20 protein-coding genes, 1 tRNA gene and 1 riboswitch are annotated in these 24,776 nt (G+C 38.0%); of the genes, 11 read left to right on the top strand and 10 right to left on the bottom strand.

The features are described 5' to 3' along the window. Window positions 1-102: 102 nt before the first annotated feature. The 4 genes from RIV7116_RS18775 (at window position 103) to RIV7116_RS18760 (ending at window position 3,263) form a co-directional block, all read left to right on the top strand. Window positions 103-531, top strand: coding sequence for a hypothetical protein (locus RIV7116_RS18775; protein ID WP_015119887.1), 429 nt, complete (start codon window positions 103-105; stop codon window positions 529-531). Between the two features lie 153 nt (window positions 532-684). After that, window positions 685-1,506, top strand: coding sequence for a bifunctional hydroxymethylpyrimidine kinase/phosphomethylpyrimidine kinase (thiD, locus tag RIV7116_RS18770; protein WP_015119886.1), 822 nt, complete (start codon window positions 685-687; stop codon window positions 1,504-1,506). A 248-nt stretch (window positions 1,507-1,754) separates the two neighbouring features. Continuing rightward, window positions 1,755-2,369: a hypothetical protein gene (locus tag RIV7116_RS18765; protein WP_015119885.1), complete on the top strand. Its 615-nt coding sequence runs from the start codon at window positions 1,755-1,757 to the stop codon at window positions 2,367-2,369. Window positions 2,370-2,924: 555 nt separating this feature from the next. After that, on the top strand, window positions 2,925-3,263 hold the full coding sequence (locus tag RIV7116_RS18760; protein ID WP_015119884.1) for a P-II family nitrogen regulator: 339 nt from the start codon (window positions 2,925-2,927) through the stop codon (window positions 3,261-3,263). Window positions 3,264-3,322: 59 nt separating this feature from the next. On the opposite strand, the gene rdgB is transcribed toward RIV7116_RS18760, so the two are convergent. The 5 genes from rdgB to RIV7116_RS18735 all read right to left on the bottom strand — a co-directional run bounded on the left by rdgB (window position 3,323) and on the right by RIV7116_RS18735 (window position 10,179). Further along, window positions 3,323-3,895 carry an RdgB/HAM1 family non-canonical purine NTP pyrophosphatase gene (rdgB, locus tag RIV7116_RS18755; RefSeq protein WP_015119883.1) on the bottom strand — a complete coding sequence of 191 codons (573 nt, stop codon included), beginning with the start codon at window positions 3,893-3,895 and terminating at the stop codon, window positions 3,323-3,325. Between the two features lie 307 nt (window positions 3,896-4,202). Then, window positions 4,203-5,639: a phosphoglucomutase/phosphomannomutase family protein gene (locus tag RIV7116_RS18750; protein ID WP_015119882.1), complete on the bottom strand. Its 1,437-nt coding sequence runs from the start codon at window positions 5,637-5,639 to the stop codon at window positions 4,203-4,205. 740 nt (window positions 5,640-6,379) lie between these two features. Continuing rightward, window positions 6,380-6,901, bottom strand: a complete 522-nt coding sequence (locus RIV7116_RS18745; protein ID WP_015119881.1) for a hypothetical protein — start codon at window positions 6,899-6,901, stop codon at window positions 6,380-6,382. A 5-nt stretch (window positions 6,902-6,906) separates the two neighbouring features. Beyond that, the gene (locus RIV7116_RS18740) at window positions 6,907-8,058 is read right to left on the bottom strand and encodes a ParM/StbA family protein (protein WP_015119880.1); all 1,152 of its coding nucleotides are present in this window, start codon (window positions 8,056-8,058) and stop codon (window positions 6,907-6,909) included. 1,032 nt (window positions 8,059-9,090) lie between these two features. Then, the gene (locus tag RIV7116_RS18735; protein WP_044291038.1) at window positions 9,091-10,179 is read right to left on the bottom strand and encodes a Gfo/Idh/MocA family protein; all 1,089 of its coding nucleotides are present in this window, start codon (window positions 10,177-10,179) and stop codon (window positions 9,091-9,093) included. 970 nt (window positions 10,180-11,149) lie between these two features. On the opposite strand from RIV7116_RS18735, the gene queC reads away from it, so the two are divergent. Further along, the gene (gene queC, locus RIV7116_RS18730) at window positions 11,150-11,830 is read left to right on the top strand and encodes a 7-cyano-7-deazaguanine synthase QueC (protein WP_015119878.1); all 681 of its coding nucleotides are present in this window, start codon (window positions 11,150-11,152) and stop codon (window positions 11,828-11,830) included. A 127-nt stretch (window positions 11,831-11,957) separates the two neighbouring features. Here queC and RIV7116_RS18725 read toward each other — a convergent pair whose 3' ends face one another. Together RIV7116_RS18725 and RIV7116_RS18720 are read right to left on the bottom strand one after the other, a co-directional pair. Further along, on the bottom strand, window positions 11,958-13,298 hold the full coding sequence (locus RIV7116_RS18725) for a hemolysin family protein (protein ID WP_044291036.1): 1,341 nt from the start codon (window positions 13,296-13,298) through the stop codon (window positions 11,958-11,960). A 134-nt stretch (window positions 13,299-13,432) separates the two neighbouring features. After that, window positions 13,433-14,134: a hypothetical protein gene (locus RIV7116_RS18720; protein WP_015119876.1), complete on the bottom strand. Its 702-nt coding sequence runs from the start codon at window positions 14,132-14,134 to the stop codon at window positions 13,433-13,435. Window positions 14,135-14,325: 191 nt separating this feature from the next. On the opposite strand from RIV7116_RS18720, the gene RIV7116_RS18715 reads away from it, so the two are divergent. Beyond that, a tRNA-Ile gene (locus tag RIV7116_RS18715) sits at window positions 14,326-14,398 on the top strand. A gap of 107 nt (window positions 14,399-14,505) precedes the next feature. On the opposite strand, the gene RIV7116_RS18710 is transcribed toward RIV7116_RS18715, so the two are convergent. Beyond that, window positions 14,506-14,937 (bottom strand): hypothetical protein, encoded by a 432-nt coding sequence (locus RIV7116_RS18710; protein ID WP_015119875.1) that lies wholly within the window; start codon window positions 14,935-14,937, stop codon window positions 14,506-14,508. A 103-nt stretch (window positions 14,938-15,040) separates the two neighbouring features. Here RIV7116_RS18710 and pyrE point away from each other — a divergent pair, with 103 nt between their 5' ends. Next, window positions 15,041-15,661, top strand: a complete 621-nt coding sequence (gene pyrE, locus RIV7116_RS18705; RefSeq protein ID WP_015119874.1) for an orotate phosphoribosyltransferase — start codon at window positions 15,041-15,043, stop codon at window positions 15,659-15,661. Between the two features lie 74 nt (window positions 15,662-15,735). Here pyrE and thiC read toward each other — a convergent pair whose 3' ends face one another. After that, complete coding sequence (gene thiC / locus RIV7116_RS18700) at window positions 15,736-17,118, bottom strand: phosphomethylpyrimidine synthase (protein WP_015119873.1); 1,383 nt, start codon at window positions 17,116-17,118, stop codon at window positions 15,736-15,738. A gap of 7 nt (window positions 17,119-17,125) precedes the next feature. Continuing rightward, window positions 17,126-17,223: riboswitch (TPP riboswitch) on the bottom strand. A gap of 140 nt (window positions 17,224-17,363) precedes the next feature. Between thiC and RIV7116_RS18695 the strand changes: the two genes are divergently transcribed. The 4 genes from RIV7116_RS18695 to RIV7116_RS18680 all read left to right on the top strand — a co-directional run bounded on the left by RIV7116_RS18695 (window position 17,364) and on the right by RIV7116_RS18680 (window position 23,790). Further along, window positions 17,364-17,954: a pseudouridine synthase gene (locus RIV7116_RS18695; RefSeq protein ID WP_015119871.1), complete on the top strand. Its 591-nt coding sequence runs from the start codon at window positions 17,364-17,366 to the stop codon at window positions 17,952-17,954. 267 nt (window positions 17,955-18,221) lie between these two features. Next, window positions 18,222-19,904, top strand: a complete 1,683-nt coding sequence (locus tag RIV7116_RS18690) for a PAS domain-containing sensor histidine kinase (RefSeq protein ID WP_015119870.1) — start codon at window positions 18,222-18,224, stop codon at window positions 19,902-19,904. A gap of 254 nt (window positions 19,905-20,158) precedes the next feature. Further along, window positions 20,159-22,171 (top strand): serine/threonine phosphatase, encoded by a 2,013-nt coding sequence (locus RIV7116_RS18685; RefSeq protein WP_015119869.1) that lies wholly within the window; start codon window positions 20,159-20,161, stop codon window positions 22,169-22,171. A 404-nt stretch (window positions 22,172-22,575) separates the two neighbouring features. Then, the gene (locus RIV7116_RS18680; protein WP_015119868.1) at window positions 22,576-23,790 is read left to right on the top strand and encodes an FHA domain-containing serine/threonine-protein kinase; all 1,215 of its coding nucleotides are present in this window, start codon (window positions 22,576-22,578) and stop codon (window positions 23,788-23,790) included. A 241-nt stretch (window positions 23,791-24,031) separates the two neighbouring features. On the opposite strand, the gene RIV7116_RS18675 is transcribed toward RIV7116_RS18680, so the two are convergent. Next, a complete protein-coding gene (locus RIV7116_RS18675; RefSeq protein WP_015119867.1) occupies window positions 24,032-24,250 on the bottom strand; it encodes a DUF4327 family protein in 219 nt (72 codons plus the stop codon). Between the last annotated feature and the right edge of the window lie 526 nt (window positions 24,251-24,776).

Below are 24,776 nucleotides of genomic sequence, written 5' to 3'. Positions count from 1 at the left end.
AGATGAAACCCAACCGAATCTCACATTTTCTTTATTGTTACGTAAGTTTCATTTAATTTGACTATTTGAAGCAAAAGTTTAGGTTAAATCATAGGTTACTTTATGGAACGCGGACTTTTATGGCTACCTTTGCTAGTGGCATTTATTTGGCTAGCTTGGCAAGGTTCTAGAGAATATAAAAAAGTTGAAGGCTATCGTATTTGGGCGCAAAATTTTGATCGAGCAAAATATGATATTTACGCAGTTTTAGCTCAAAAAGGAAACGAACTTACTTGGGGTAAACCGACTGTTAAAGGTATTGCCGATCTAGAAAAGTTTTCTTTAAATCATATTAGGGATATCAATCTATTGATAGATGACAAATCTATAAAGATAAATGAATTGCCAAGAAAAGCCCGAAAAGTTGAATTAGAATTTCTTTTCTTAGAAAATTCTAAGGTTATTCGCGTGCCTTTTACAGAAATACCCTTAGCGGGAGAATGGGGAAAGTTTCTTCAAGATGAATTACAAAGAATTAAAAATGTTGACTAAATAGGTAAAAAAACTTAACAGGCTTCTTCAAGGTAAATCACACATTCTAATAGAAGATACAATTTGAAATTGTTACACCTTGAGCAAGATTAAAATGCCTTTAATCATGTATTTTAATGTCATAGTTTATAATGCGTATTTAAAAATAGATAAATGAACACCACTACAACATCTAAGGTGCCCGTTGCTTTAACTATTGCTGGTTCCGATAGCGGTGGTGGTGCGGGGATTCAAGCCGATTTGCGTACCTTTGCTTTTCATTGCGTCCACGGAACTAGCGCCATTACCTGCGTTACCGCACAAAATACTTTAGGCGTAACAAGGGTTGATGCAATGCCAAAAGAAGCAGTTGAGCAACAAATTCGGGCAGTATGCGAAGATATCGGAGTTCAGTCAGCCAAGACTGGGATGTTGCTCAATCAAGAAATCATTGCTACTGTTGTCAAGCAAGTAGAGACTCTGCAAATTCCCAACTTAGTAGTAGATCCGGTAATGGTATCGCGCACGGGAGCACAACTAATTGATGACGCAGCCGTGAAAACCCTTCGCGATTCTCTCATACCTCTAGCTACTGTTTTGACTCCTAACCGATATGAAGCGCAAATTCTTAGTGGCTTAGAAATTAAAACCCTTGACGATATGAAAACAGCAGCCCAAACCATTTACGAAAAGTTAAAGGTAAAAGCTGTTTTGGTTAAAGGCGGTGGAATGCAGGGAAGTTTGCGCGGAATCGATATTTGGTTTGATGGCAAAAACCTTGAAACTTTGCTTATACAATTAGTTTCTACCAAAAATACTCATGGAACAGGCTGCACTTTATCGGCTGCGCTCGCCGCTAATTTAGCACGAGGCGATGGTTTATTTAAAGCAGCACGTCAAGCTAAAGAATATGTTTCTTATGCATTGAATCATTCTTTAGACATCGGCAAAGGACAAGGTCCTGTAGGACACTTTTTTCCTTTACTAAGAGAATAAACTATATGACGTTGAAAATATATTTTATATAGTTAGTTATCGCATGATATTTGTCACCATAGCGCCTGGACAATTTAATTTTAAATGATAAGTTTACTGGTATGCTTTCGTTGTAAAACTCAGTAAACATATTTTTTTGTTTGCAAGGCTTTCTTGTATTATTTTCATGTATGTTTAAAATTTTCTAATGCTTGCAGATTATGTTTGTAGTAAACCAGAACAGCATTGCTTTTTGAAATCTTATACCCATGCGAACAATTACAGACTCTGCTTACAACCAATCGTCAGGATCGCATAATCAGCCTTACTCTGCTTCCGTACCGGTGAGTGTATACCGCGAACTATCAGCAGAGTTGCAAATGGCACAAGCTGCCATACATCAGCTGAATCAACAAAACGAACATTTAGCCCAGGAAAATCATGTACTTCGTCAAGAAATTGCGAAAACTGTCAATGCTGTATTGCATTTACAAAACGCGGTAAATTCTCCAAATTATTCAACTGAGGTTGCTTCCACTAATAAGCCAAATCATTCTTTTAATCAAACATCAGCAAGAACAAAAAAGAAGCAATATGCACCAACAAAACGACATTATAGATCTCAAGAAGCACCTCAAGAGCAGGTGAGACGCTCTCGTACTTCAGCAGTTGCCCATAATGTAACTGAATTTTTTGAACCTCTGCCAGAACCAGTGTTTATAGAGGAAGAACAAGTAAGCTATTATTACGATGATGAATCAGAGTTGTCACAAGTCAGCGGTTGGTGGCTGATTTTAGCAATTGTTTTTATTATTGTTATGGGTTTTGGGGCAGGTTATGTAGTTGTACGCCCTTTATTGGAAAATCATACTAGCTCGCAATAGCAAACTTCTAGATTTGCATTTGAGATTGCAAGCTTTAAATATAAATGTAAATATAAATAACAATCTTTAATTTTTAGATATTTAATTTATTATTTAGAGCTGGCTAAAAAAGCTACAAAATAAACTTGTTTTTCTGAAAAAACCTGTTATTGTAAACAAACCTGTTGTATCTATATTATTGATACTAATAGTAGTTAATACATAGAATAATCATTTAGCTAGTGCTTAATAGTATTTAATTTAATTTAGATAATTTTCTACTATCAGATAAAATTTATTTATGCTTAACTATTATAGAAAACTTGCAATAGTATAATCCAAAATAAAATTTACAAATTCCTAAAATTCTTCGTTAATTTGTAAAACAAGTGGCAAATGACCATTCGTTATGATTTTATTGATAATAATCGCTTGATATTTAAAAGCAATGCTACTTTTTGCCCCAATGAAAATGGTACATGTTGATTGAATTGAGTTTGCCAGTTACCAGTTATGAGTCTGGGGATCTGGTTAGATATATAAAGCTAATTAAAGTAAAAGTAAGGAGACAGTTCAATGAAAAAAGTGGAAGCGATTATTCGCCCCTTCAAGCTGGATGAAGTGAAAATTGCTTTAGTCAACGCTGGTATAGTTGGTATGACAGTTTCAGAAGTACGCGGATTTGGACGACAAAAGGGACAAACCGAACGTTATCGCGGTTCCGAGTACACCGTTGAATTTTTACAAAAACTCAAAGTAGAAATTGTTATAGAAGATGCCCAAGTTGATATGGTGGTAGATAAAATTATTGCTGCCGCCCGTACTGGCGAAATTGGCGATGGTAAGATTTTTATTTCACCGGTAGAGCAGGTGGTAAGGATTCGTACTGGAGAAAAAAATACCGAAGCCGTATAACAAAGCCATGAACTTGGAAGCGTGGGGCATGAAGGATGGATTCCTTACGCTTCTTTTTTTCATACTATTAATTTTTCAATCTGAGGAAGTAAACCCTCCATCGCTTTACCTCGATGACTAACTGAGCGCTTTAGCTCTGAATTCATCTGGGCAAAGGTTAACTGCAAATGCGGAACGTAAAAAATTGGATCGTAACCAAAGCCACCATCACCCCTGGTTTTATAAAGAATTTCACCCCGGCATACACCTTCAGACTCTAAAGCAATTGTGCCATCAGGACGAGCAAGGGCGATCGCGCAAGCAAATTGTGCGCCTCTATTGGTTTCGTTTCCTAATTCTGTTAATAATCTAGCAATACGTCCGGAATCGTTAGCACCGTAGCGTGCAGAATAAACTCCTGGTGCGCCATTTAATGCATCTACCTGCAAACCAGAATCATCGGCTATAGCCCAACTATTCGTCGCAATTGCCACTTCTGAAGCTTTTAAACGAGCATTCTCCTCAAAAGTATCGCCAGTTTCTTCAACTTCTAATTCTTGGGGTTTGAGAACTAAATCCCAATTTAAATCCGCAAGATATTTTTGCAATTCTTTTAATTTGCCTGGGTTTGAGGTGGCTACGACTAATTTCATAATTTCAATACTTGGACTGTTGCTAATGGTTATTTGCTTGTGGAGTTATGAATGAGTAGTAAGTAGCAAGTAGAAGCTTACTTCGGATAAAGCAACCATTCGTGACTCGCTACTGGTTACTCGCTACTTAAATAATGTCCCCATCATCTCATTCCAAGGTGTCCAATAATTCTGCGTTGCTGAATTCAGATATGAATTATATTTACCTACGTTTCGTCGCAAATCTGCAACCCTTGTAGAGAAATAGCAATGCTACATCTCAAGCAATGTGAAATCACGACTTTATATTTTTATTCAGCAACGCCAATTATTCTGCCCAATTTTTTGCCCAAGCTAGGGTTTTATGTACTTCATCAAGGTTAGATGCTTCGCAGTATAAGCGTAAAACTGGTTCGGTTCCGCTAAAGCGAATCATTAACCAGCTGTTGTCATCAAGACGGAACTTGTAGCCATCAATTGTTTTACAATCAACTACTTGCTTTCCTGCAATTTCTTTTAACGGTTCTTTTTGCAATTGTTGCACAAGTCTTTCCCGTACTTCCATGCCCGAGAGAGGTAAATCGATACGGTCATATGCTGAATCAAAATTAACTTGTTTTTGTAAATGACTGTAATAGTCACCTAAATCCATTCCCGATTCTACAATTGCTTCTAAAACGTACAATGCCGAAAGCAGAGCATCTCGTTCGGGAATATGGCTTCCATAACCGATTCCACCAGATTCTTCACCACCTAATAAAACTTCTGCATCTAACATCCTATCGGCGATGTACTTATAACCTACGGGGGTTTCGTATAGCGACAAGTTATGCAGTTTTGCAACCAAAGGAATTAAATCCGAACCGCTGACAGTTTTGACAATTTCACCAGTAAATCCGCGCCGCTGAGTTAAATGATCGATAAGTATCGGAATTAATATTTGCGAACTTAGGAAGTTTCCTTGCCCATCCACAGCCGCAATTCTGTCACAATCTCCATCAAAAACTAATCCCACAGATAAACCTTCAGGGTTAGCTTTACGGTGATTTTTGATTACACTTATAAACTTAGAAATATACTTCGGTAAAGGTTCGGGGGCACCACCTTCAAATAACGGATCGCGATCGCTATTAATTTCTTGGACTTTATCCCCTAAAAGCATTCCCAATCCACCTGCGGATGCACCATGCATTGCATCAGTAAATAAAGTCAGCTTACCTGAACTTATGGCATCTCGAATTTTGTCAATATTGACTTTGCCTTCTAATCCCTGGGTATAGCTTTGCCAGGGATTAAAACTTTCTATCTTACCTTTTTCTCTATTTAAAGATACTTCCTGTGTCAGCAGACTTTCAATTTCCTTTGTGACTTCCGGAGGTACGGAACCACCGAAGCAGCTTTTTACCTTCAATCCTAAATATTTTCCTGGATTATGAGAAGCTGTAATTACCAATGCTCCCAATGCATTCTGAGCCTTTGCTGCCCAACTAAAAGCAGGAGTGGGAGCAAAATCTTCAGTCAATACAACATCAAAGCCCGCATCCGTTACAATGTCGGCGACAAACCGAGCAAAATCTTCAGCCATAAATCGGCGGTCGTGACCAACAATGATGGTACGATTATTTACTATCTTCCCGTATGTACTTAATAATACTTGCGCGGCTACTGGTGCAACCAAGGCTAAACGTTCAAAAGTGAACTCATCGCCAATAACGCCGCGCCATCCGTCGGTACCAAACTTAATGGATTTACTGGCAACTGGCATTTGATTATCCTATATTTAAATTCTACTCGATGGATTCTAGCATTTACTTCATATAAAGGTAAAAAAAGTTTTACGTAAAATTGTGAAAGCTCAATGAAGATTTTTAGATTTGAGCAATCGCAAATACTAAATGTGGTAATATCATGATTTAAAAGCATTCATGATTATATTCAAGCTAGCGGACAATTGCACTACGTTAACAATTTCCGTGGTTATCGCAAATAGCAAAATGTGCTGTTAATATACGCTGATTTGTATCAATGCCTATAAATTGTCATCAGATAGAATGGCTTGTGACGAACACCCATTTAAATTGTTTTCATTCTTAAAATTTTTAATGTCAACCCCGACGCTATCAGTAGTATTAAAAGCGTCATACAACGGCAATCAATTAGGTATAAAAGCATAAAATTTGAAAATCGATAATTGCAAAAACCGATTTTACATCATCGCTATTTGCAAAAAAATATATGAATCTATATTCTTGAGGTAAGTTAAAAAAATCAATAAATAGTAGCAAAAACCGCAACTAGACCAAGTCTTTTGTTATTTGTTTGCCTTGCCCGTTCTCTTCAGCATCAATTGAAACTTGTTCAACTTATAATTATGAAAAATGTAAAAGTATAGCTGTCAAACATCAACATCAGGTGTTGCTTCTTGCATAAATAGACTAATGCAGAACAACCAACCGCAATCGGGATGTTTGACAGCAACACAAAACAAAGGCACCCTGTTTCCCCTTAAAAATCATCCACTAATTCACTCAAGCGACTGATTAGGGGGTCTTCCTCTTCATGAGGGGTATTGATTTCATAAGCGGACACAGAAGTATTACTTAATACTTCTGGTGCTGGTGATTGACTTGAAGGCTGAACGACTAAACCCTGATTGACCATCATTGCCAACTGAGCCACTTGCTGACTAAGCTGTGTCAAATGTTGTTCCATCGTTGCCAACCGATTTGATTCCCTAGTAAAGAAACGTTCCTCAAGGTCAGCTATTTTTCTTTCCAGGTCAGCAATATATTCTCCCACATCAGACGGTGGTTTTGGTTTCGGTGTTGGTGTTGCTGTTGGTTGCGGATCTGGTCGTACAGATTCGGGTACGCATAAAGCTTGCCATAAAGCTTCTTTACAGAGGTCGCTGAAAGTCTTATCAGGCTCTTTTTCTAAGTGCCTTTCAACTACATCTAACAAGCTTTCATCCGCTACCCCTGGATTGAACGTAACCGATTTAACTACTTTTTTTGACCATTGGAACATTAGTTTTAAGACCTAGAAGAGCGACTGGCAGATAATTGTGCCTCTCCATAAATATACTGCCCTAAGGCGTTAGCTTGTCGGGAAGGTGCAGCTAAATGAGCATTAATTTTTGCTTCTTTAAGCAAGCGTTGAACGTCTTCCCAGAAAAATTCACCACCACCTCCGGTGAGAATTACATCGGTAACACGTTCTGGCAGCCATGCTAAAACACGAGTGCAGATTTCACGTGAAAACATTTCTATCAAATTAGGCAGAAAATCATCTAGATTGGTGGGCTTACTCGAACCTCTAGGACGATAGAAGCGTTCGCCTTTTGGCTTGTTTACCGCTGCAATCAAAGATAAGGATTGACTATCAGCACCTTCGATCTCGGCGGCTACTAGTTCGTAAAACTTACTCATTCCAAAGTCTTCACTTCTAGAAGCACCTCTTGCAAAACGGAAATTGTCTACCATTAAGCAATCTGTAGTTTGGTGCCCGATATCCACAATTGCCGCAGAAACTTTGGTAAAGTCGGGTGCGCCCGGAGCTTTCTTAGGTTGAGATTCGCACCATAGTAAGCTACCGTAACCCTCTGGCATAACCCAAACTTTGGTCACGTTAACCTTAACGGGTTCGCCACGAAAGTTCATTACGTGAGGCCCGGTAACTTGGGATATAAGTTGTGCTTTTTCTTTTTCAAATTGTTCTTGAGAAAGGTAGGGAAGACCCAAAATTACTGAAATGTCATCTTTGAGTTTGAAGTATCCCACAGAAGCCAATACTTTAATTAGCGCAGCTTCAACTTTAGATTGCCCCACTCCCAAGTCGGCTCCAAAGTCTGCTGCTAATTGACCAACAGCATAGCCATTACCTTGGTATTCAAGCCACAAATCCATTAAAGGATCTGTTGCACGAGCTTCAAAAACTCCTCCTCGTACTTGCTCCATTGTCATTTGTTTAACATTGGAAGATACGAAAACCACACTACCAGGCTCGCGACTCACAGTGGTTTTAGTAGAAGTTCTACCTAGGTCAACGCTAAGAATATTCTTGCTCCCACCACCACCGGTATTGGTGAGTTTGGGAGTTGTATTAATCGGAGTAGATGCCGTGACTCTATTCATCGGTATAGCAGCGGCATTCATTGGGGTAGCAGCGGAAGGTTGGTCTGTCATGGAAATTCCTAGTTTCTACTTAGCTCTAAACAAGTTACCATGCTAATCTTACTTGCATTCATTTATCATCCGTTAACAGTTGTGAGTCAACTCTAATTAAGACTTTAGCAAGAATTACTTAAGTACTTCAGTTAAAGCTAGTACGACTGTTCGCTGTTTGTAGATGACTTAACAAATAGCAAACGATAACAAAGTTATTTGAAGCCCGTTTCAGAGGGCAGTAAGTTTACTTAAAACGCTAGTGAAGACAATTACTTGTCTTCTCCTACCTAAATAAGACTTTTGCTTTATCGCTTTAATGATAAGCGACATAGCCATATTATCTTTGTAGAATTGCTTAGACGAGTGGCAAGCGACTGAACAAACTACTCTATAACAGACTACTGAAAGCGCTTTTTCTGAGTATGTTAGCAAACCTACCCATCTACCGCCACTATATATGTGTAAAGCATGTAGGTTATTTTAAGGATAGTGCTGGTGAATTTATGCATTTTAAATTACACAGATGACCCGTAGGCTACATACCAATAATCACTCAAACTAGCAATCTACTGTTTTTTCAAACTTATGATTGGTTTGAATATTTATTAAGCAGCTAACTTGATAGCTTATATATGACTGTTCTTATCGATAAAGCAATTAGCCTAGAGAAGATTTTACAGTTAAGACTATGTTTCTTTTTTTACTATATATAACTCCCGGTAACTAAAATTTTAAGATTAATACGATACACTCAGCCTCAATACGATATTCTAAATTGTGGCAGAATTATTTAAAGATAAACTGATTGTATGCTCCATAAAAAGTGCATTATTTCTGTGCTAACAATCAAGTTCAATTGAATACACTACAGAGATTTTTTTAAAATAATTAAAAAAAAAAATTAAATTTATTTAAATTTAAATATTTGTAGGCAGTACTTGATATCAAGATAAAAGAAAAAAGGAGTAGCAAGTAAGATTATCTTACTTACCGCTCCCTATAAGGCTAACAGAAGATAAAAACCAATTAGCTATAGCCTATATAGCCTACTTAGATAGTGGAACTGAAGGACTGCATAATCGGCTCAGATTGACTATCTAATGGGTTCCAAACTTTATCTGATACAGCCATTTGTTCGATTAAACTTGCTAATCTCAGAGCCTTTAAAGCTTGTTCGCCACCTACTGAAGGTTGACTGCCGCCACGGACACAATAAATAAAGTGTTCTAATTCTGCCCTTAGTGCTTCTACATTAGAGGTGTAGACTTTTTCAATCAAACCATCTTGCCTATAAGGTTTTTGAGAATCTTTTGTGGAGTTAGATATAGGATATCGGTGAATCCAAATTTCATTTTTAAGGAAATCTGCCTCGGTGAATGAATTTTTGCAGTGAGCTACAATTCTACGTATTTTACGGTGAGTGATTTTACTAGCAGTCAAGGTAGCAACAATACCATTGGCAAACCCCAAGGTCGCGGTTACATAATCTAAGTAAGTAGAGTTCGGAGTACGAGTACCACTAGCTGATAATTTAACTACCGGTGCAGCAGCTAATTCTAACAATAAGTCAATATCGTGAATCATCAAATCCAGCACTACTGAAACATCATTTGCCCGATTTGAATAAGGACTCATTCTGTGAGCTTCTAACGCCAACAATTCTTCGTTTTTAAGAACCTTAGTCAGTTCTCCAAAAGCTGGCTTGAACCGCTCTATATGACCTACTTGTAAGATACAGCCAGATTCTGCTGCGGCATTGACTAAAGATTCTGCTTCAGAAATATTGGCAGCGATTGGCTTTTCAATCAGAACGTGGATTCCTGCTAGCAAACAATTTATACCGACGGCATAATGTAAGCGAGTAGGAACGGCAATACAAACCGCATCTACATGAGGTAATAACTCGCAGTAATCCTCGAAAAACTTTATTTTGTAATTACTAGCAATTTCTAACCCTCGCTCAATATCAACATCGGCTACACCAACTAGCTCCACATCTTTCATCGAACTTAGTACACGGGTATGATGTTGTCCCATGTTGCCAACACCAATTACGCCTACACGAATTAGGCGCGGTTGATGACGCTGTACGTATCCATTTTTTTCTCCCGCTGACATGCTGCTATCTTGCACTCTAATTTTCTCTCCTCAACCACCAACTTCAAAACGCTACAATCGTTGGCTTTTATACTTTATTGCCAAAAAAGTAGCCACCTAAAACCATCCAGATGGTAACATAGAGGCTCTATTTATGAAGAATTTCAAAGTTAGCTATGAGTTCCCGGTTTCTGTCTTTATTTCGTATAGTCCGGTTTTATCGATGATTTTTTTATTCTTTACAAAAAAATTATAGTCTCTTTTTCTCAGCTTCAAACTTTGAATAATATTTTGCGGTAATTTTTAATGCCACAAACAAACAATAACGATCACAAAAGAATCAATTTATACAGTTTTACGGGTCATGATGATAGGTTAAATAAGACTAAAATACCGCACAATTAGTTTTAGAATGAATCATCAATTTTGAATGAACTTAACAAGCATATTATCTATAAAAAATAACAATATATTTATAGATTTGATCGGGAATTCATTCTAATATAACCTATTTCAAAGCAGTAGTCAAAAAAGTTTATTCCATATATATAGATTATTTTTTTGAACTGCTTATTATTTGTTAATTGCTGATTTTTGAAATCGAGAGAATAGAATCATAGTTAAAGCTGATTATAACTATTTTCTAAATCATAATAGTTAGTTTACAAAGGTAATTGTGAGACAAAGCTTTCATTAATTTTTATAAGTCAGGACTTACGCAGTCAGAATTCCCGGTTGCTGCGTGACACTCAAAACATTCTTAATACGTTCCTTCATGAATCAAAGTGTCACAGCAACGGCAACAATGGGGAAGAAAATCTACACCCCCGGACAGCTTTCCCTACAAAACAATGTGCCGGTTGGGTAAGTCCTATCAGTTATATTTGTGCTGACTTGCCGCCATATCAATACAAATCTAAATATTAGCAATAACTAAGGCAACAACTTCTACTTAAATACTTGATTTAAATAATTTAAGATAAACTAATCTTGCAAATAATTAGTAATTGAAATGAAAGCTGTGATTTTATTGTCAGGGGGACTTGACTCTTCTACTGTTTTGTACAAAGCGTTAGCCGATGGGTATGAATGTTACGCTATAAGCTTTGATTATCAACAAAGACATAAAAAAGAGTTGCATTCAGCAGTTTCAGTAGCAGAGAAAGCAGGTGTTGCCCAGCATCAAGTGATTGAATTTGATTTAAGGCAATGGGGTGGTTCAGCACTTACAGATAATTCTATTGATTTACCCCAAGAGCGTTCCTTAAAGGAAATGTCTCAAAATATTCCCGTTACCTATGTTCCTGCAAGAAACACTATATTTCTAAGCTTTGCTTCAGCATATGCAGAAACCATAGCCGCTCAAAGAGTTTATATTGGCGTGAATGCTTTAGATTATTCTGGATACCCGGATTGTCGTCCCGATTACGTACAAGCGATGCAAGAAGTATTTCGCTTGGGAACAAAACAAGGACGTGAAGGCAATGCCATCAATATCGTCACACCTTTAATAGATTTGAAAAAAACTGAAATTATTAAATTAGGTAATCAATTAGGAGTTCCCTGGGAGCTAACTTGGTCTTGCTATAGCGGTGGTGATGTAGCCTGTGGTGTTTGTGATTCTTGTCGCTTACGTTTGGCTGCTTTCGACGAATTAGGATTAACTGACCCTGTGGAGTATGCCGTGAGATAGAGACACAAGGGGAAGGGTGCGAGTTTTTCTAGAGAGCGATAACTCCACTAGATAGTTAACATGCCGCTATTCGCCGTTTTCCTACTAATTCCCAACTGGTTAATGTTCAATGGTCACTGCTCACTGTCTAAAGCCTTCTTACTTGAATTTGCTGTAAACGAGGACCAGTTACTGATGCTACCGTAAATTCTAGGTTTTTATAGCGGAAACTTTCACCAATGATAGGAATTTTTTGTAATTGATAGAGCATAAAACCTCCGAGTGTTTGATATTCTTTTGTTAAAGGTAAATTGAGTTCTAATACTTCGTTTAAGTCTTCCAAGTTTATTTGTGCCTGAACTAGAAAAGTTTGCTCATCTAGCATCTGTATTAGTAAATCATTATTATTTTGAGTTTCACCAATATCGCCAATAATTTGAGCAATTATATCTTGGATAGTAACTAGTCCTACAGTGCCGCCAAATTCATCTACAACTACAACCATAGCCAGCTTTTCTTGCTGCATCATAGGCAATAATTCGTTTAAGGGCGTATGTTCTGGTACAAACCTAGCAGGACGCATGTAGGAATGAATTTGTGTGTCTAAGTTTAACTGTCCTAATGCTAAAGGCTGTGTTAGGTCTTTAAAGTAAACAATGCCACGAATATCATCTAAAGATTCTCCGAATATCGGGTAGCAAGAGTGTCCTGCGTCTGCCATTTCTTGCAGAAAAATTCTTAAAGTTGCATTTTTTGATAAAGCTATTATGGTGCTGCGGGGAACCATCACCGCTTGAACTGTTACTTCTCCGAACTCAAAAATATTTTTTAAGAGTTCTCTTTCTCTTGCTCTTAACCCTGTAGATTCTCTTTCAGTAGAAATTATTAGCAATAATTCTTCTGGAGTAACGGGCGGTCTCCAGCTTTTGCCGGTATACTCTATGCCGAACAGCCTTAGCAAGAAACGAGTTGATTGATTCAGAATCCATATAAATGGGCTGAAGAATCGGACGATAGCCGTAACAGAAGGTCCCAAGAATCTTGCTAACTCTTCTGAGTAAAGCATGGCTACGGATTTGGGACACAATTCTCCTAAGACAATTTGTAAATAAGCTAGTAAAAAAAAGGTTACTGGAATTGATAGGGAATGAGCGACAAATACATTTAATCCCCCGAGTATGGAAAAAGATTCCAGCCACACATTAATCAATTCGACAATTGTACTTTCTCCAATCCATCCCAGTGCCAAACTAGAAAGAGTAATGCCTAGCTGAGTCGTGGATAGCAGTCTATCAATGCTACGTTGCAGCACTTCCACTGCGATCGCCTGGATATCTCCAGCTTCTACTAGCTGGTGAATTCGAGATCGCCGTACTGTCACCATCGAGAATTCTGCGGTTACGAAAAAGGCATTTATGACGATAAGAAGTAAGACTGATAGCAATCTCAGCCCTACTTCCGTCCAATTTAAATTATGAAGACCATTCACCGCCTTTTCTCATGAAAAACACAAACCCCACTATTCTTAATTATTTGATGCTGAAATTTTAAATTAAAGGTATTCATGTTGAATTCAAATATTTAATCTAAAATTCAGAATCTCACATTCAATATTCCCACTATCTATTTTTGTACAGGAATATTTGATACTTCCAAGCGTAATTTCTGTGCCGGATAATCTGTCAGAGCTAAGGAAATCTTCTTGACATCATCAAGTAAAGCAGTGGGAATACTCACGGTACCGTAATGCGTTGAGCCATTTGAAGCTAATTCTGATGGTAAACCTTCAGTCGAAGCGCTCAAAGTTCTTCCTTTATCATCTGTAACATCAAGGAAACTATACAAGAAACGCACTGAATTATCACTTTTATTATCCATTTTCACTTTAAGCAATAAAGCCCCTCCCGAATAGCGGGCTGATTCTACTGAAAGAGTCACGCCTTCGCTTTCGGCTTTTACAGGAAATCCTGCTTGGGGTTTTTCTTGGGCTTCAGCAGGCTTCTGCTCTCGTTTACGCTTAGTATTTTTTTTACCTTCTTCTAAGTTGTTGAGCTTTTTTGACTTAGCTGCTTTGGTTTTGCCTTCAATGCGTGCTTTGACAATTTTCAGAATTTCTTGCTCTTTGACAAACACTACCCCTTCTTTGTCTTGACCACCATTTGTCCCTTTTCTGGCAAATTTGGTAGTAGGACGAGCATCTGGTGTTGTGACACCTTTGAGAGCCGCACTTCCTAAAGTAAAACCCCAAAAGGCACTTACGGAACCAGCCCCTAACATTAGGGTTAACAAAATCAAAGTCAGAAGTACAGTGGAATTTAGTTTCATCGCCCTCGTAAATCTAGCTGTTTGCTGTAAAGATAAAGGAAAAGTATTGAAGTATGGTTCCTCAATATTTGTGCCGAACTTAATCAATATTAGTTTGCACTATTTTGTTGTCAAATGATGTAACATGAAATCTGGTAATTAATTAATGAGGTTACACAAAAGTGTAAACTTACGATATAATTACTTATCAGCCAGGGTTGGCCGAGCGGTTGAGGCAACGAACTCATAATTCGTGTTAGGCAGGTTCAACTCCTGCACCCTGGATTTTAAAAGTATTTTCAAATATTTACTTAATTTATTCCACTTTAGTCATTAGTGCTTTTCCTAAAGGACTAATGACTAAGAATTATGTATGAGTATAGCGTTCTATTTTACCTGGATGGTAAGCTATCAAACCGGAATTCCGTTCCAACTTTTAATTGATTTGCTCTTAAACGAGGAGAAGCCAGCAACGACGTGTTATAAGGACTTGGTAAATCTGGAGTCCGAATATATGGATCGCTAGTTGTCTGCTGCTTGAGTACATCTTGATAAACAATATTGACTAACTTAGCATCTCGTTCAATTTCGTTTTCTGGATAAGAATTCTTGAACAAAGAGCCAGGTCCAAGTAACCAATCTATTTCTCTAAATAAACCGTCGTTTCTATAAAAGTCAGGATAGTTTTCGTAAAAAGCTTTTTCGATTACTTCATTTGCTGTTTGATAGCTTGATGTTTCTGTCTGTGCTGCTGCAATACCTGGTGTACCAATGGTAGCAGCTAATATCAGTAAACCGCTTACAGCTTTTAAATTAAAAGGCATATTAACAACTCCTGTATTTTGGTGCGAATTTTGACTTATGCTAAATGTCAGAACTCGCATAAGTTCGACTAGTCCGGTGTAACATAAATTTTAATGTTTTGTAATGGTTTATTACGCTGAAAACTCTACTCAGAAAGATTCATGGGCTACTGATACCGATATAAATGTTATTCGCCAGGGCTTACTAGATTTATTTTGTCAACTTGCTTATCAGGAAGGGGATTTCATTCTTTCTTCGGGAGCACGTAGCACTTATTACATTAATGGGAAGCAGGTAACTCTTCATCCCCAAGGTGCTTTAGCAATTGGTCGTCTGCTTTTTCATATGCTTCCCCCAAATACTCAAGCTGTAGCGGGTTTAACCTTGGGAGCCGACCCCATTGTTAGTGCTGTGAGCCTGGTTTCCGCATTAGAAAATAGACCCATACCGGCTTTGATTGTTCGCAAAGAAGCCAAAGGACATGGAACGAAGGCTTATATTGAAGGTCCAACTTTGCCGCCAGGATCTGAGGCGATCGTTCTAGAAGATGTTGTTACGACTGGACAATCGGCAATGAAAGCTGTAACTAGGCTAAGAGATGCCGGTTATACAGTTAATAAAGTAATTTCACTGATAGATAGAGAACAAGGTGGAGCGGAATACTATAAGTCAGTAAATTTACAGTTTGAAGCTGTTTTCTCCATCACTGACATTCAGGAACGATATAAGCAGATTTCTGATTAATATTGGTGGTTATAACTGTAAACAGTGTAGAGACGTAGAAGTGCTACGTCTCTATATTATCTTTAGTAGTACGCTTAACTTTGCGCTATGGGTTGTTTATCAGTTTTCGCCAAGAATTTTTCTAGTTCGGTTAATGCATCAGCATCAACTTTGGTCTGCATGGGACAGAATTTAGGGCCGCACATCGAGCAAAATTCAGCAGTTTTATAAATATCGGCTGGCAAGGTTTCGTCATGATATTCTTTGGCTCGGTCGGGGTCAAGTGATAATTCAAACTGACGATTCCAATCGAAATTATAACGAGCTTTAGAAAGCTCATCATCTCTATCTCTTGCTCCAGGACGATGTCTACCGATGTCTGCTGCATGAGCGGCGATTTTATAAGCAATTAAGCCATTACGTACATCTTCAGAATTTGGCAAACCTAAATGTTCTTTGGGAGTTACGTAGCAGAGCATTGCAGTTCCGTACCAACCCGCCATTGCTGCACCTATTGCTGAAGTAATATGGTCGTAACCAGGTGCAATGTCAGTAACTAGAGGTCCGAGAACGTAGAAAGGAGCTTCAGAACATTCTTCCATCTGCTTTCTAACGTTGAATTCAATTTGATCCATCGGCACATGTCCGGGACCTTCTACCATAACCTGTACGTCATGTTCCCAAGCTTTACGGGTTAACTGTCCTAAAGTTTTTAGTTCAGCTAATTGTGCTTCATCCGAAGCATCGTGAGTACAACCAGGACGCAAGGAATCACCCAAGCTGAAGGAAACGTCGTATTTTTTGAAAATCTCGATAATATCTTGAAAGTGAGTATAAAGTGGATTTTGCTTGTGATGGTGCAGCATCCATCTGGCTATAATACCACCACCGCGAGATACAATACCCGTGATGCGATTTCTTACTAAAGGTAAATGCTCGATTAAAATTCCAGCATGGATTGTCATATAATCCACACCTTGCTGAGCGTGTTTTTCGATAATGTGGAGAAAATCATTAGCAGTCAGATTTTCGATATTACCGTGAACGCTTTCCAAGGCTTGATAAATTGGTACCGTTCCAATGGGAACGGGTGAGGCGTTGATAATAGCGGTACGAATTTGATCTAAATTTCCGCCACCTGTAGATAAATCCATTACGGTATCAGCACCATACTTAACCGCTAACTTAAGCTTATCTACTTCTTCATCGAGATCGCTAGAGTTGGGGGAAGCGCCAATATTAGCGTTTACCTTACATTTGGAAGCAATCCCAATACACATTGGTTCCAAATTGGTATGATTAATATTTGCTGGGATAATCATCCTTCCCCGCGCCACTTCGTCGCGAATTAATTCCACAGGGAGGTTCTCCCGTGTAGCGACATGGTGCATTTCTTCAGTAATGACACCTTGACGAGCGTAATGCATTTGAGAAACATTACCTTGTCCGCGTCGCTTAACGACCCATTGTGTACGCATATTCGGTTTCCTCAATAAACAGCTTCCCTCCGCCGGTATTATCCGGACTCAGGTGCAAAGGGTCTAATCTCAGCCCGTTCAAAACAGGCACCCCTAGCATTGAGAAATTATACTATCACTTTTTTTGCTGATAGAAGAAATAGGTTAACATTTCTCTATTTGGGGATGGGAGTTAGGAGTTTAAAGTTTTAAGTTGTAAGTTGTAAATTTTGGATTACTTACTAGTTACCAATGCCCAATTAATAATGCCTAAGAAAACATACCGTTACATACTGTTTTATAAACCTTATGGTGTTCTTAGTCAGTTTTCTAAAGATACGCCCAGCCAAAAAACTCTTCAAGATTATATTTCGGTTCCCGATGTTTATCCTGTGGGACGTTTAGATTGTGATAGTGAAGGATTATTGCTGTTAACAAATCACGGGCAATTACAGCACAGACTTTGTCATCCCAGCTTTGGGCACCCTCGTACATACTTAGTTCAAGTGGAAAGAATTCCCGATACAACTGCTTTAAGCAATTTAGAACAAGGCGTGCTAATCAAAAATTACCGCACCAAACCAGCAAAGGTAAAACTTTTATCTCAAGAACCACTCTTACCTCCCCGCATTCCGCCAATAAGATTCCGCAAAAATGTGCCTACTGCATGGCTGGAAATGACTTTGAATGAAGGGAAAAATCGTCAAGTTCGCAGAATGACAGCATCTGTAGGATTTCCGACTTTAAGACTGGTGCGAATTCAGATAGCCGATCTCAATTTAGGGGATTTACAAGTTGGAGAATGGCGCGATTTAATTGCCTCAGAAGTCAAATTGCTACAAAAATTCGCCTTCTGAGGTTGTTTGATGCATAAAAGGGGATAACAACCATCACCCCTTAAACTGAATAAGTTATTAAAATTCTTAATAAGTAAGTTACTTACTAAAAAAAAATATTTACACAGATTAATGTATTAGATATATCATGCAGAAAATAAATTACTATGTTTTCTATTTGACATGATTTATCACAAAATACCTTTGACAGAAATCAAGCAAAAAGCTGTATAATAATCTTTTTTTATTCATCATCAATTTATTGTTAATACTAGGGTGCATTATATTATGAGCTTAAATCAGTCATTTAACTGGTATCAGACTCGGCTAAAACAAAATCTTGTATCTGCAAAATCTGCAAGCTTGGAACTTGTGCCTGAAATTACCTCGGATTTAGAAAATTATACGGCGGAAACTTTAAGTCCTACCCAAGAAGAAATTAATTGGTATCGTACTTTATACGACCAAACTCCTGGCATTTTTTTGACTTTAGATGGTCTTGGAACAATTCTGTCTGTGAACCAGTTTGGTGCTAACTGTTTGGGTTATGCCCCAACTGAATTGCATCAAAAATCCATCTTTAGTATATTTGCTGCTTTTGAAAGCGAAAGACTATCTAAGCTGTTAATCAATGTATTAGATAATTCTTCACAAGAGCTAGAAGGCGAAGAATTTTATCTAAATTGTGCCAATAGTGAGGTTAATTGGGTAAAAGTCAAAGCACGGGCATCATTTGGAGTCGAGAAAAATCCAATAATTTTGATGGTTTGTGAAAATATTACTGCTTATAAAGTTTCTGAAGCCTCAAAACAAAACGAACAAAGTTTCCGTGAGTTAGCTGACAGCGCACCAGTGATGCTATGGATGACTGATGAAAACGGCGTGCATAACTTTTTTAACTGTTCTTGGTTGGAGCTTACCGGACGGAAAATTGAGCAAGAATTAGGCTTTGGGTGGTTGGATAGTTTATATAATGATGATAAAAATTTATATTTAGACGTTTATTATCAAGCACTTAAACACAAAGAAAAATTTCAAATTCAATACCGTTTAAAAAATTCAGATGGTGATTACCGTTGGATTTCCGATACCGGAGTTCCTCGATTTTCATCAAAAGGTGACTTTATTGGTTACGTTGGTTGCTGTATTGATATTACTGAGTGCAAAAAAGCGGAGATAGCCATAAGGGAAAGTAAAAAAGCAGCGAAAGCTCAATTAGAAGAGATGGAATCTCTAAACCGTCTTAAAGATGAATTCTTAAGTACGGTATCTCACGAGTTACGCACGCCGCTAACCAATATGAAAATGGCGATTCAAATGCTAGGAATTGGTCTTCACAAAGAGCAGCAGAATTTAACTCAAACATCAGAATCAGAAAACAATTCATTAATAAACTCTAAGATATCTCGTTATTTCCAAATTTTGAATAACGAGTGCGAGCGAGAAATTAGCTTGATTAATAATTTTCTAGATTTACAGCGACTTGATACTAGTGCAAAACCATTAGTGCTAGAAAAAATTGAAGTAAACTCCTGGTTGAAGCGAGTAGTTGAGTTATACAATGCACGCAACCGTAATTGCTGCAAACAAAAATTAAAGTTGATCGTAGAATCCAACCTACCGGCTATGGTTTGCGATCCATTCAGCTTGGAAAGAATATTGGTTGAGTTGCTGACTAATGCTTGTAAATTTAGTCCTGTCAATGAAGAAATTATTGTCTACGCCAAGATAAAGTCCGATAATATTCAGTTTCAAATCATTAATACTGGAGTCGAAATTCCTTCTAAAGAATTACCACGCATTTTTGATAAATTTTATCGGATTCCCAGTAACGATCCTTGGAAGCAAGGTGGTACCGGCTTAGGATTAGCATTAGTCCAAAAGCTTACGAAGCATTTGGGGGGAGTCGTTGAGGTTGAAAGCGGTTCTAATCGTACTTGTTTCTCTGTAGAACTGCCTTTTGAAAGATAATTTATGTTTGTGACGATCTGCAACAACAAAACCGGCAACATAGACGAATCCTATGTCCTAGAATAAATTTACTGATGTTTCCTTCATTACGGTTAATATACGTCACAATTAAAACAGCCATATTATATATATATATTTTTCTTGGTAAAGGCATAAATATTTTATTGCCCTATAGCAAGCAGAAGCTAAACTACCAGTTATAAACTAATTTTCATGGCTAGCACCAATGAGCGGGAATTAAGGACGCGGATATAATGCTGATTTGCCCTCAGTGCAATTTTGAAAACCCTAACAGCAACAAGTTTTGTCAAAACTGCGGCGCATCCTTAACTGAAAAGGAATGTCAGCAGTGTGGTGTCTTTCTCAATTTAGACGCAGTTCAGTGCCATAGCTGTGATGCAACTTGTTCGGAGATTTGGTTGGCGATGGCTATCAAGTCAGGTAGTCCGGAAGTTGTTGAAGTAGATAGTGAAAAAGCAAAGATTAACTTAGAGGACGATTCTCAGGAAACAGATCGACAAAAGACTTCTCAAGAATTTCCTCGATCATTTAAAGCCGGTTCTTATTTAGATTCACAACAGCGCTATAAAATGCTTGAATCGCTACCAACTTTCTTTGAAAATGCGGTTAATACTGAAGCCTGCGTAAAAGTTGTCGATTGTCAACCCTATCAAGTTTCACCAGTTGATGCGATGTTGGCAAATCCGCAATTATCGGAGTCGATTAAAACTTCGGTAGGTGAAGACAAAATTCCTAATGTCGCTAAAAGTTACATAGCCTTACAACCACACTGTCATTTGGGCATTCCTCCCATCCACGATGCATGGCAATTAGGAAATATGCAGGTGATTCTGCTAGAAGACCGTTCGGATTGGCTTTATTTGTTAGAAATATGGCAAAATGAAGCTACTACATCGTTGCAAATTATACATTATTTTTATCAAATGGCTCAATTGTGGGATTTACTAGAACCCTTTAATTGCAGTCAAAGTCTTTTAGATTTAACTAATTTACGAGTCGATGAAGACCAATCTCTTGCATTGCAACGCTTGCATGTAGACATACGAAAAGAATCGCTAATTGGCTTTCAAGAGGATGATACACCTAAAATTAAAGCTTTAGGAAAAGTTTGGCAGGCATTATTTCGAGAATCTCAACGTACTCAATTCGGTTCTTTATTAGAACTTTTGGGAAAACTGGAATCTGGTGAAATAGAAACGAGTGAGGAACTGCGATCGCGATTACAATTAATTGCGATGGAATTGGAAGGCGATTCCGAGCAACAAAGGCAAGACAATTCACAAAATAATTTAATTTTTGGAGAGCAAAAAAACGTTTCTAGCCCTACACTATTGCAGTTAGACGAATTAGAGCAAAGCCCGACTAAAATTGATGATACACCCACAGTAATCCTGCCAATGCAGCTAGCTAGCTTAGAAAATGCAGGGCTTAGCGATGTGGGTAAACAAAGGGACCATAACGAAGACTATTTCGGCATTGAAACAAAGATTAATAAAGTTGAGTTGCCCAAAAGTAAAGTAGCAGGAGCCCAGGGTTTATATATTCTTTGCGATGGCATGGGGGGACATGCTGGTGGTGAAGTCGCAAGTGAATTAGCTGTAAGTACTTTACGAGAATACTTTCAAAAACATTGGAAATCCGATAGTCTTCCTAGCGAAGAAGTTATTCGTGAAGGAGTTTTTCAAGCAAATAAAGCGATTCACGATATTAATCAGCAAGATGCTCGTTCCGGCGTGGGTCGTATGGGCACTACTTTAGTGGTAGTTTTAATACAGAATACTCGTGTGGCTGTAGCTCATGTAGGTGATAGCCGTCTATACCGCATGACACGTAAAGGAGGTTTGGAGCAAATTACCGTAGACCATGAAGTTGGTCAAAGAGAGATATCTCGGGGGGTGGAACCGAGTATAGCTTATTCTCGCCCAGACGCTTATCAGCTAACCCAAGCCTTGGGACCTAGAGATAATAACTTTATCGCTCCCGAAGTGCAGTTTCTAGAAATTAATCAAGACACGCTATTTATTTTAACTTCAGATGGTTTATCGGATAATGATTTATTAGAAAAATACTCGCAAACTAATTTGCTCAATTTAATTAGTTCGGAAGCCAATTTAGAAAAAGGCGTAAGAGATTTAATCGATTTGGCAAATAAATATAATGGTCATGATAACATCACGGCTGTACTTATACGGGCAAAGGTACGTCCGAATTTAGAAAGTCAAATTCTTAAAGGAAAAGAGGAATAGGAAAAAATCATTAAGCAAACGGTATATTCAGATGGGGCGAGAAGAAAAACCGGAAGCAACAGTTCCTTGCATCGAATTCCCAGGCTAAGCCTGGGAAACACAAAAGTGGGATTTAATCAGGTTAGTGCAGAAGATATACTACCGCAAAATAAAATAAGTAGAGGATAACTAAGCAAAATATTGTTAAAATCGAATTCCAATGTCTTTGTGGAGACATTACTTGCTATATTCCTGCATAATTACCCGTAAAATTGATTCAAGAAATCAGTTTGGTAATTAAATCAAGTGTCAGTTAGTCGAAGATTATCATAGGTATGCGGGGAATCTGTATATAACAGTTTTCATCCTTTATAGTTCAAAATAGCTCAAAATTTATCCTTAATCATTTATAGTTTCTAAGCATCGTGATTACTCTAACCCTATTAGAAGCGCAAAATAAAACACCCATTAAAGATTGGCGCTTTGAGGAATCCTCAGTGATTAGGGTGGGACGAGCAGCAGACAATGATGTTGTTTTAGATAGTAATTTAGTTTCTAGGTACCATTTAGAACTAATTAATAAAAGCCCTTTGGGTAATGCTGATTCCTGGGAAGTTATTAGCAAGGGCACCAATGGCACTTTTGTTAATGGCGTGCTGATAACTCAAGGTACATTACCCGATAACTGTTTTGTGCAATTAGCTCGGGGCGGTCCTATTTTGAAATGGGAGGTATTAAAGCAACCAAAACCTGCACAATCTTCTGAGGCTATACCTCCCGTCTGCAATCATGAAGGGAATTTACCTGATAATCTATTTTGCATTTATTGCGGTAAACCTCTGTCAGTACAGTTAACAATTCGCCATTATCAAGTATTGCGAACATTAGGAAAGGGAGGTATGGGCACTACTTATCTTGCATGGGACTCAGCCGGTATAACCACAGGTTATCCCAAACTATTAGTACTCAAGCAGATGAATGCCGATATGGCAAAGATTGCCAAAGCACAAGAATTATTTCAACGAGAAGCACATACTTTAGGATTGCTCAATCATCCTGGAATCCCGAAGTATCATGACTTTTTCGTGGAAGATAGGAAAAAATATTTGGCAATGGAATTAATCCACGGACAAGATTTAGAAAAATTTGTTTATCGCAAAGGACCGGTGACTGTAAATCAAGCCATAGAATGGATGATGCAAACCTGCAATATTCTTGATTATTTGCACAGCCAAAATCCGCCATTAATTCACCGCGATATAAAACCGGCTAATTTAATGGTACGAAATTCCAATAATCGTATAGTCGTCTTGGATTTTGGTGCTGTCAAGGAAATCGGTACCGCACCTGGGACTCGTATCGGTGCAGAAGGGTATTGTGCCCCCGAACAAGAACGAGGACAGCCTTTAACTCAATCGGACTTATATGCTATCGGTCCAACTTTAATCTTTCTGCTAACAGGTGAAAACCCATTTAAGTTTTATCGTCAGCAAGGACGACACTTTCGGTTTGATGTGGCGAAGATTCCTACCATTACCCCTCGTTTAAAAGAGATAATAGATAAGGTTACGCAACCTTTACCACGCGATAGATATCAAACCGCGAAAGAAGTTGCAGCAGCCTTAGCAGTCTGCGAATGAATCAGCGTATGTAATTAAATTATTTGAAAAAATTCAGGATGAAGCGAAAATTATTTTTCAGACGAATATAATTAGCTGTGACGCAGACAAATCTCACCTACGTGGACTCTACAAATTTACAACCCGCGTAGGCAGATTCTGATTATTTAGCCGCATTATTATGACAGCGCTTTCAGTTGAGCGTCATTCAAGAGATATTCCAATCTCTTTTTGCTACATATATTCTTCTAAAACCGATGTTTTATTCTTCATCCCATCCTTCAACCGCAAGTAACTCCTTAACGGGGTCTTGCATGGTAAAGCCGAAATCTGCCAGTTCGCGTTTCCAGTGCTGCCATTCGTCGCCATAAAGTAAAGCAATTTTCCAGATGCTATCTGTTGGCTTGATGATCTGAGAATCTACGAGTGATTGAACATTGCGTTGCAATTTCACCATTGGGTGAATTACTTGTTGAGTCATAACCTCAATTAAAATTAAGATGAAAATTTGGGTAAATGCTGGGGGCAAAAATGCTTTCCGTTTTGCAATTATAGTCTCTGCGTAGAGTTCGGTAATGCACGCAAAGCAAGTCTCACTATTACTGAATATAGCATAACTATTCTACATGGTTACTGTTAATTTCGGTTTTGTTCGGTAATCACCACTAATAAACTTTGGAACTCAGCAAAATCCATCATTGTTTACTTAACCAAACAAATAAACTTATCAGCAACCCGGTGGATTTAGTATAGCTATTCTTTTATCCCTAATTGCTCAATTCACTGCAATATGCATAAATCATGACAATTTTTCTAATACACATAGACAATTGCTTCCACGATGAAGGCATAACAGTAAAAATTGAATCGTGAGTTGCAAATATCCACCGTTTTTATTAATCGTTATCTACATTATCGCAAACATCGAGATTTTCATACCATCTGCATAATTTTTTAATATTATCTTAACAATTGCCAGTAAATAGTGGTGTCTCAGAGGTAACATA

This window comes from Rivularia sp. PCC 7116 (genome assembly GCF_000316665.1).
Taxonomy (GTDB): domain Bacteria; phylum Cyanobacteriota; class Cyanobacteriia; order Cyanobacteriales; family Nostocaceae; genus Rivularia.
Note: the sequence above shows the minus strand (reverse complement) of the source record. Positions and strands in the feature narration are given on the sequence as shown.

Bases quoted from the DNA above. Each gene is read 5' to 3' on its own strand.
- RIV7116_RS18675 (WP_015119867.1), bottom strand. From the start codon at position 24,250: ATGACTCAACAAGTAATTCACCCAATGGTGAAATTGCAACGCAATGTT.
- RIV7116_RS18740 (WP_015119880.1), bottom strand. From the start codon at position 8,058: ATGACAGACCAACCTTCCGCTGCTACCCCAATGAATGCCGCTGCTATA.
- RIV7116_RS18690 (WP_015119870.1), top strand. From the start codon at position 18,222: ATGAGCTTAAATCAGTCATTTAACTGGTATCAGACTCGGCTAAAACAA.
- thiD (WP_015119886.1), top strand. From the start codon at position 685: ATGAACACCACTACAACATCTAAGGTGCCCGTTGCTTTAACTATTGCT.
- RIV7116_RS18745 (WP_015119881.1), bottom strand. From the start codon at position 6,901: ATGTTCCAATGGTCAAAAAAAGTAGTTAAATCGGTTACGTTCAATCCA.
- pyrE (WP_015119874.1), top strand. From the start codon at position 15,041: ATGGTTTATTACGCTGAAAACTCTACTCAGAAAGATTCATGGGCTACT.
- RIV7116_RS18765 (WP_015119885.1), top strand. From the start codon at position 1,755: ATGCGAACAATTACAGACTCTGCTTACAACCAATCGTCAGGATCGCAT.
- RIV7116_RS18775 (WP_015119887.1), top strand. From the start codon at position 103: ATGGAACGCGGACTTTTATGGCTACCTTTGCTAGTGGCATTTATTTGG.
- RIV7116_RS18760 (WP_015119884.1), top strand. From the start codon at position 2,925: ATGAAAAAAGTGGAAGCGATTATTCGCCCCTTCAAGCTGGATGAAGTG.
- RIV7116_RS18720 (WP_015119876.1), bottom strand. From the start codon at position 14,134: ATGAAACTAAATTCCACTGTACTTCTGACTTTGATTTTGTTAACCCTA.
- thiC (WP_015119873.1), bottom strand. From the start codon at position 17,118: ATGCGTACACAATGGGTCGTTAAGCGACGCGGACAAGGTAATGTTTCT.
- queC (WP_015119878.1), top strand. From the start codon at position 11,150: ATGAAAGCTGTGATTTTATTGTCAGGGGGACTTGACTCTTCTACTGTT.
- RIV7116_RS18710 (WP_015119875.1), bottom strand. From the start codon at position 14,937: ATGCCTTTTAATTTAAAAGCTGTAAGCGGTTTACTGATATTAGCTGCT.
- RIV7116_RS18695 (WP_015119871.1), top strand. From the start codon at position 17,364: ATGCCTAAGAAAACATACCGTTACATACTGTTTTATAAACCTTATGGT.
- RIV7116_RS18685 (WP_015119869.1), top strand. From the start codon at position 20,159: ATGCTGATTTGCCCTCAGTGCAATTTTGAAAACCCTAACAGCAACAAG.
- rdgB (WP_015119883.1), bottom strand. From the start codon at position 3,895: ATGAAATTAGTCGTAGCCACCTCAAACCCAGGCAAATTAAAAGAATTG.
- RIV7116_RS18750 (WP_015119882.1), bottom strand. From the start codon at position 5,639: ATGCCAGTTGCCAGTAAATCCATTAAGTTTGGTACCGACGGATGGCGC.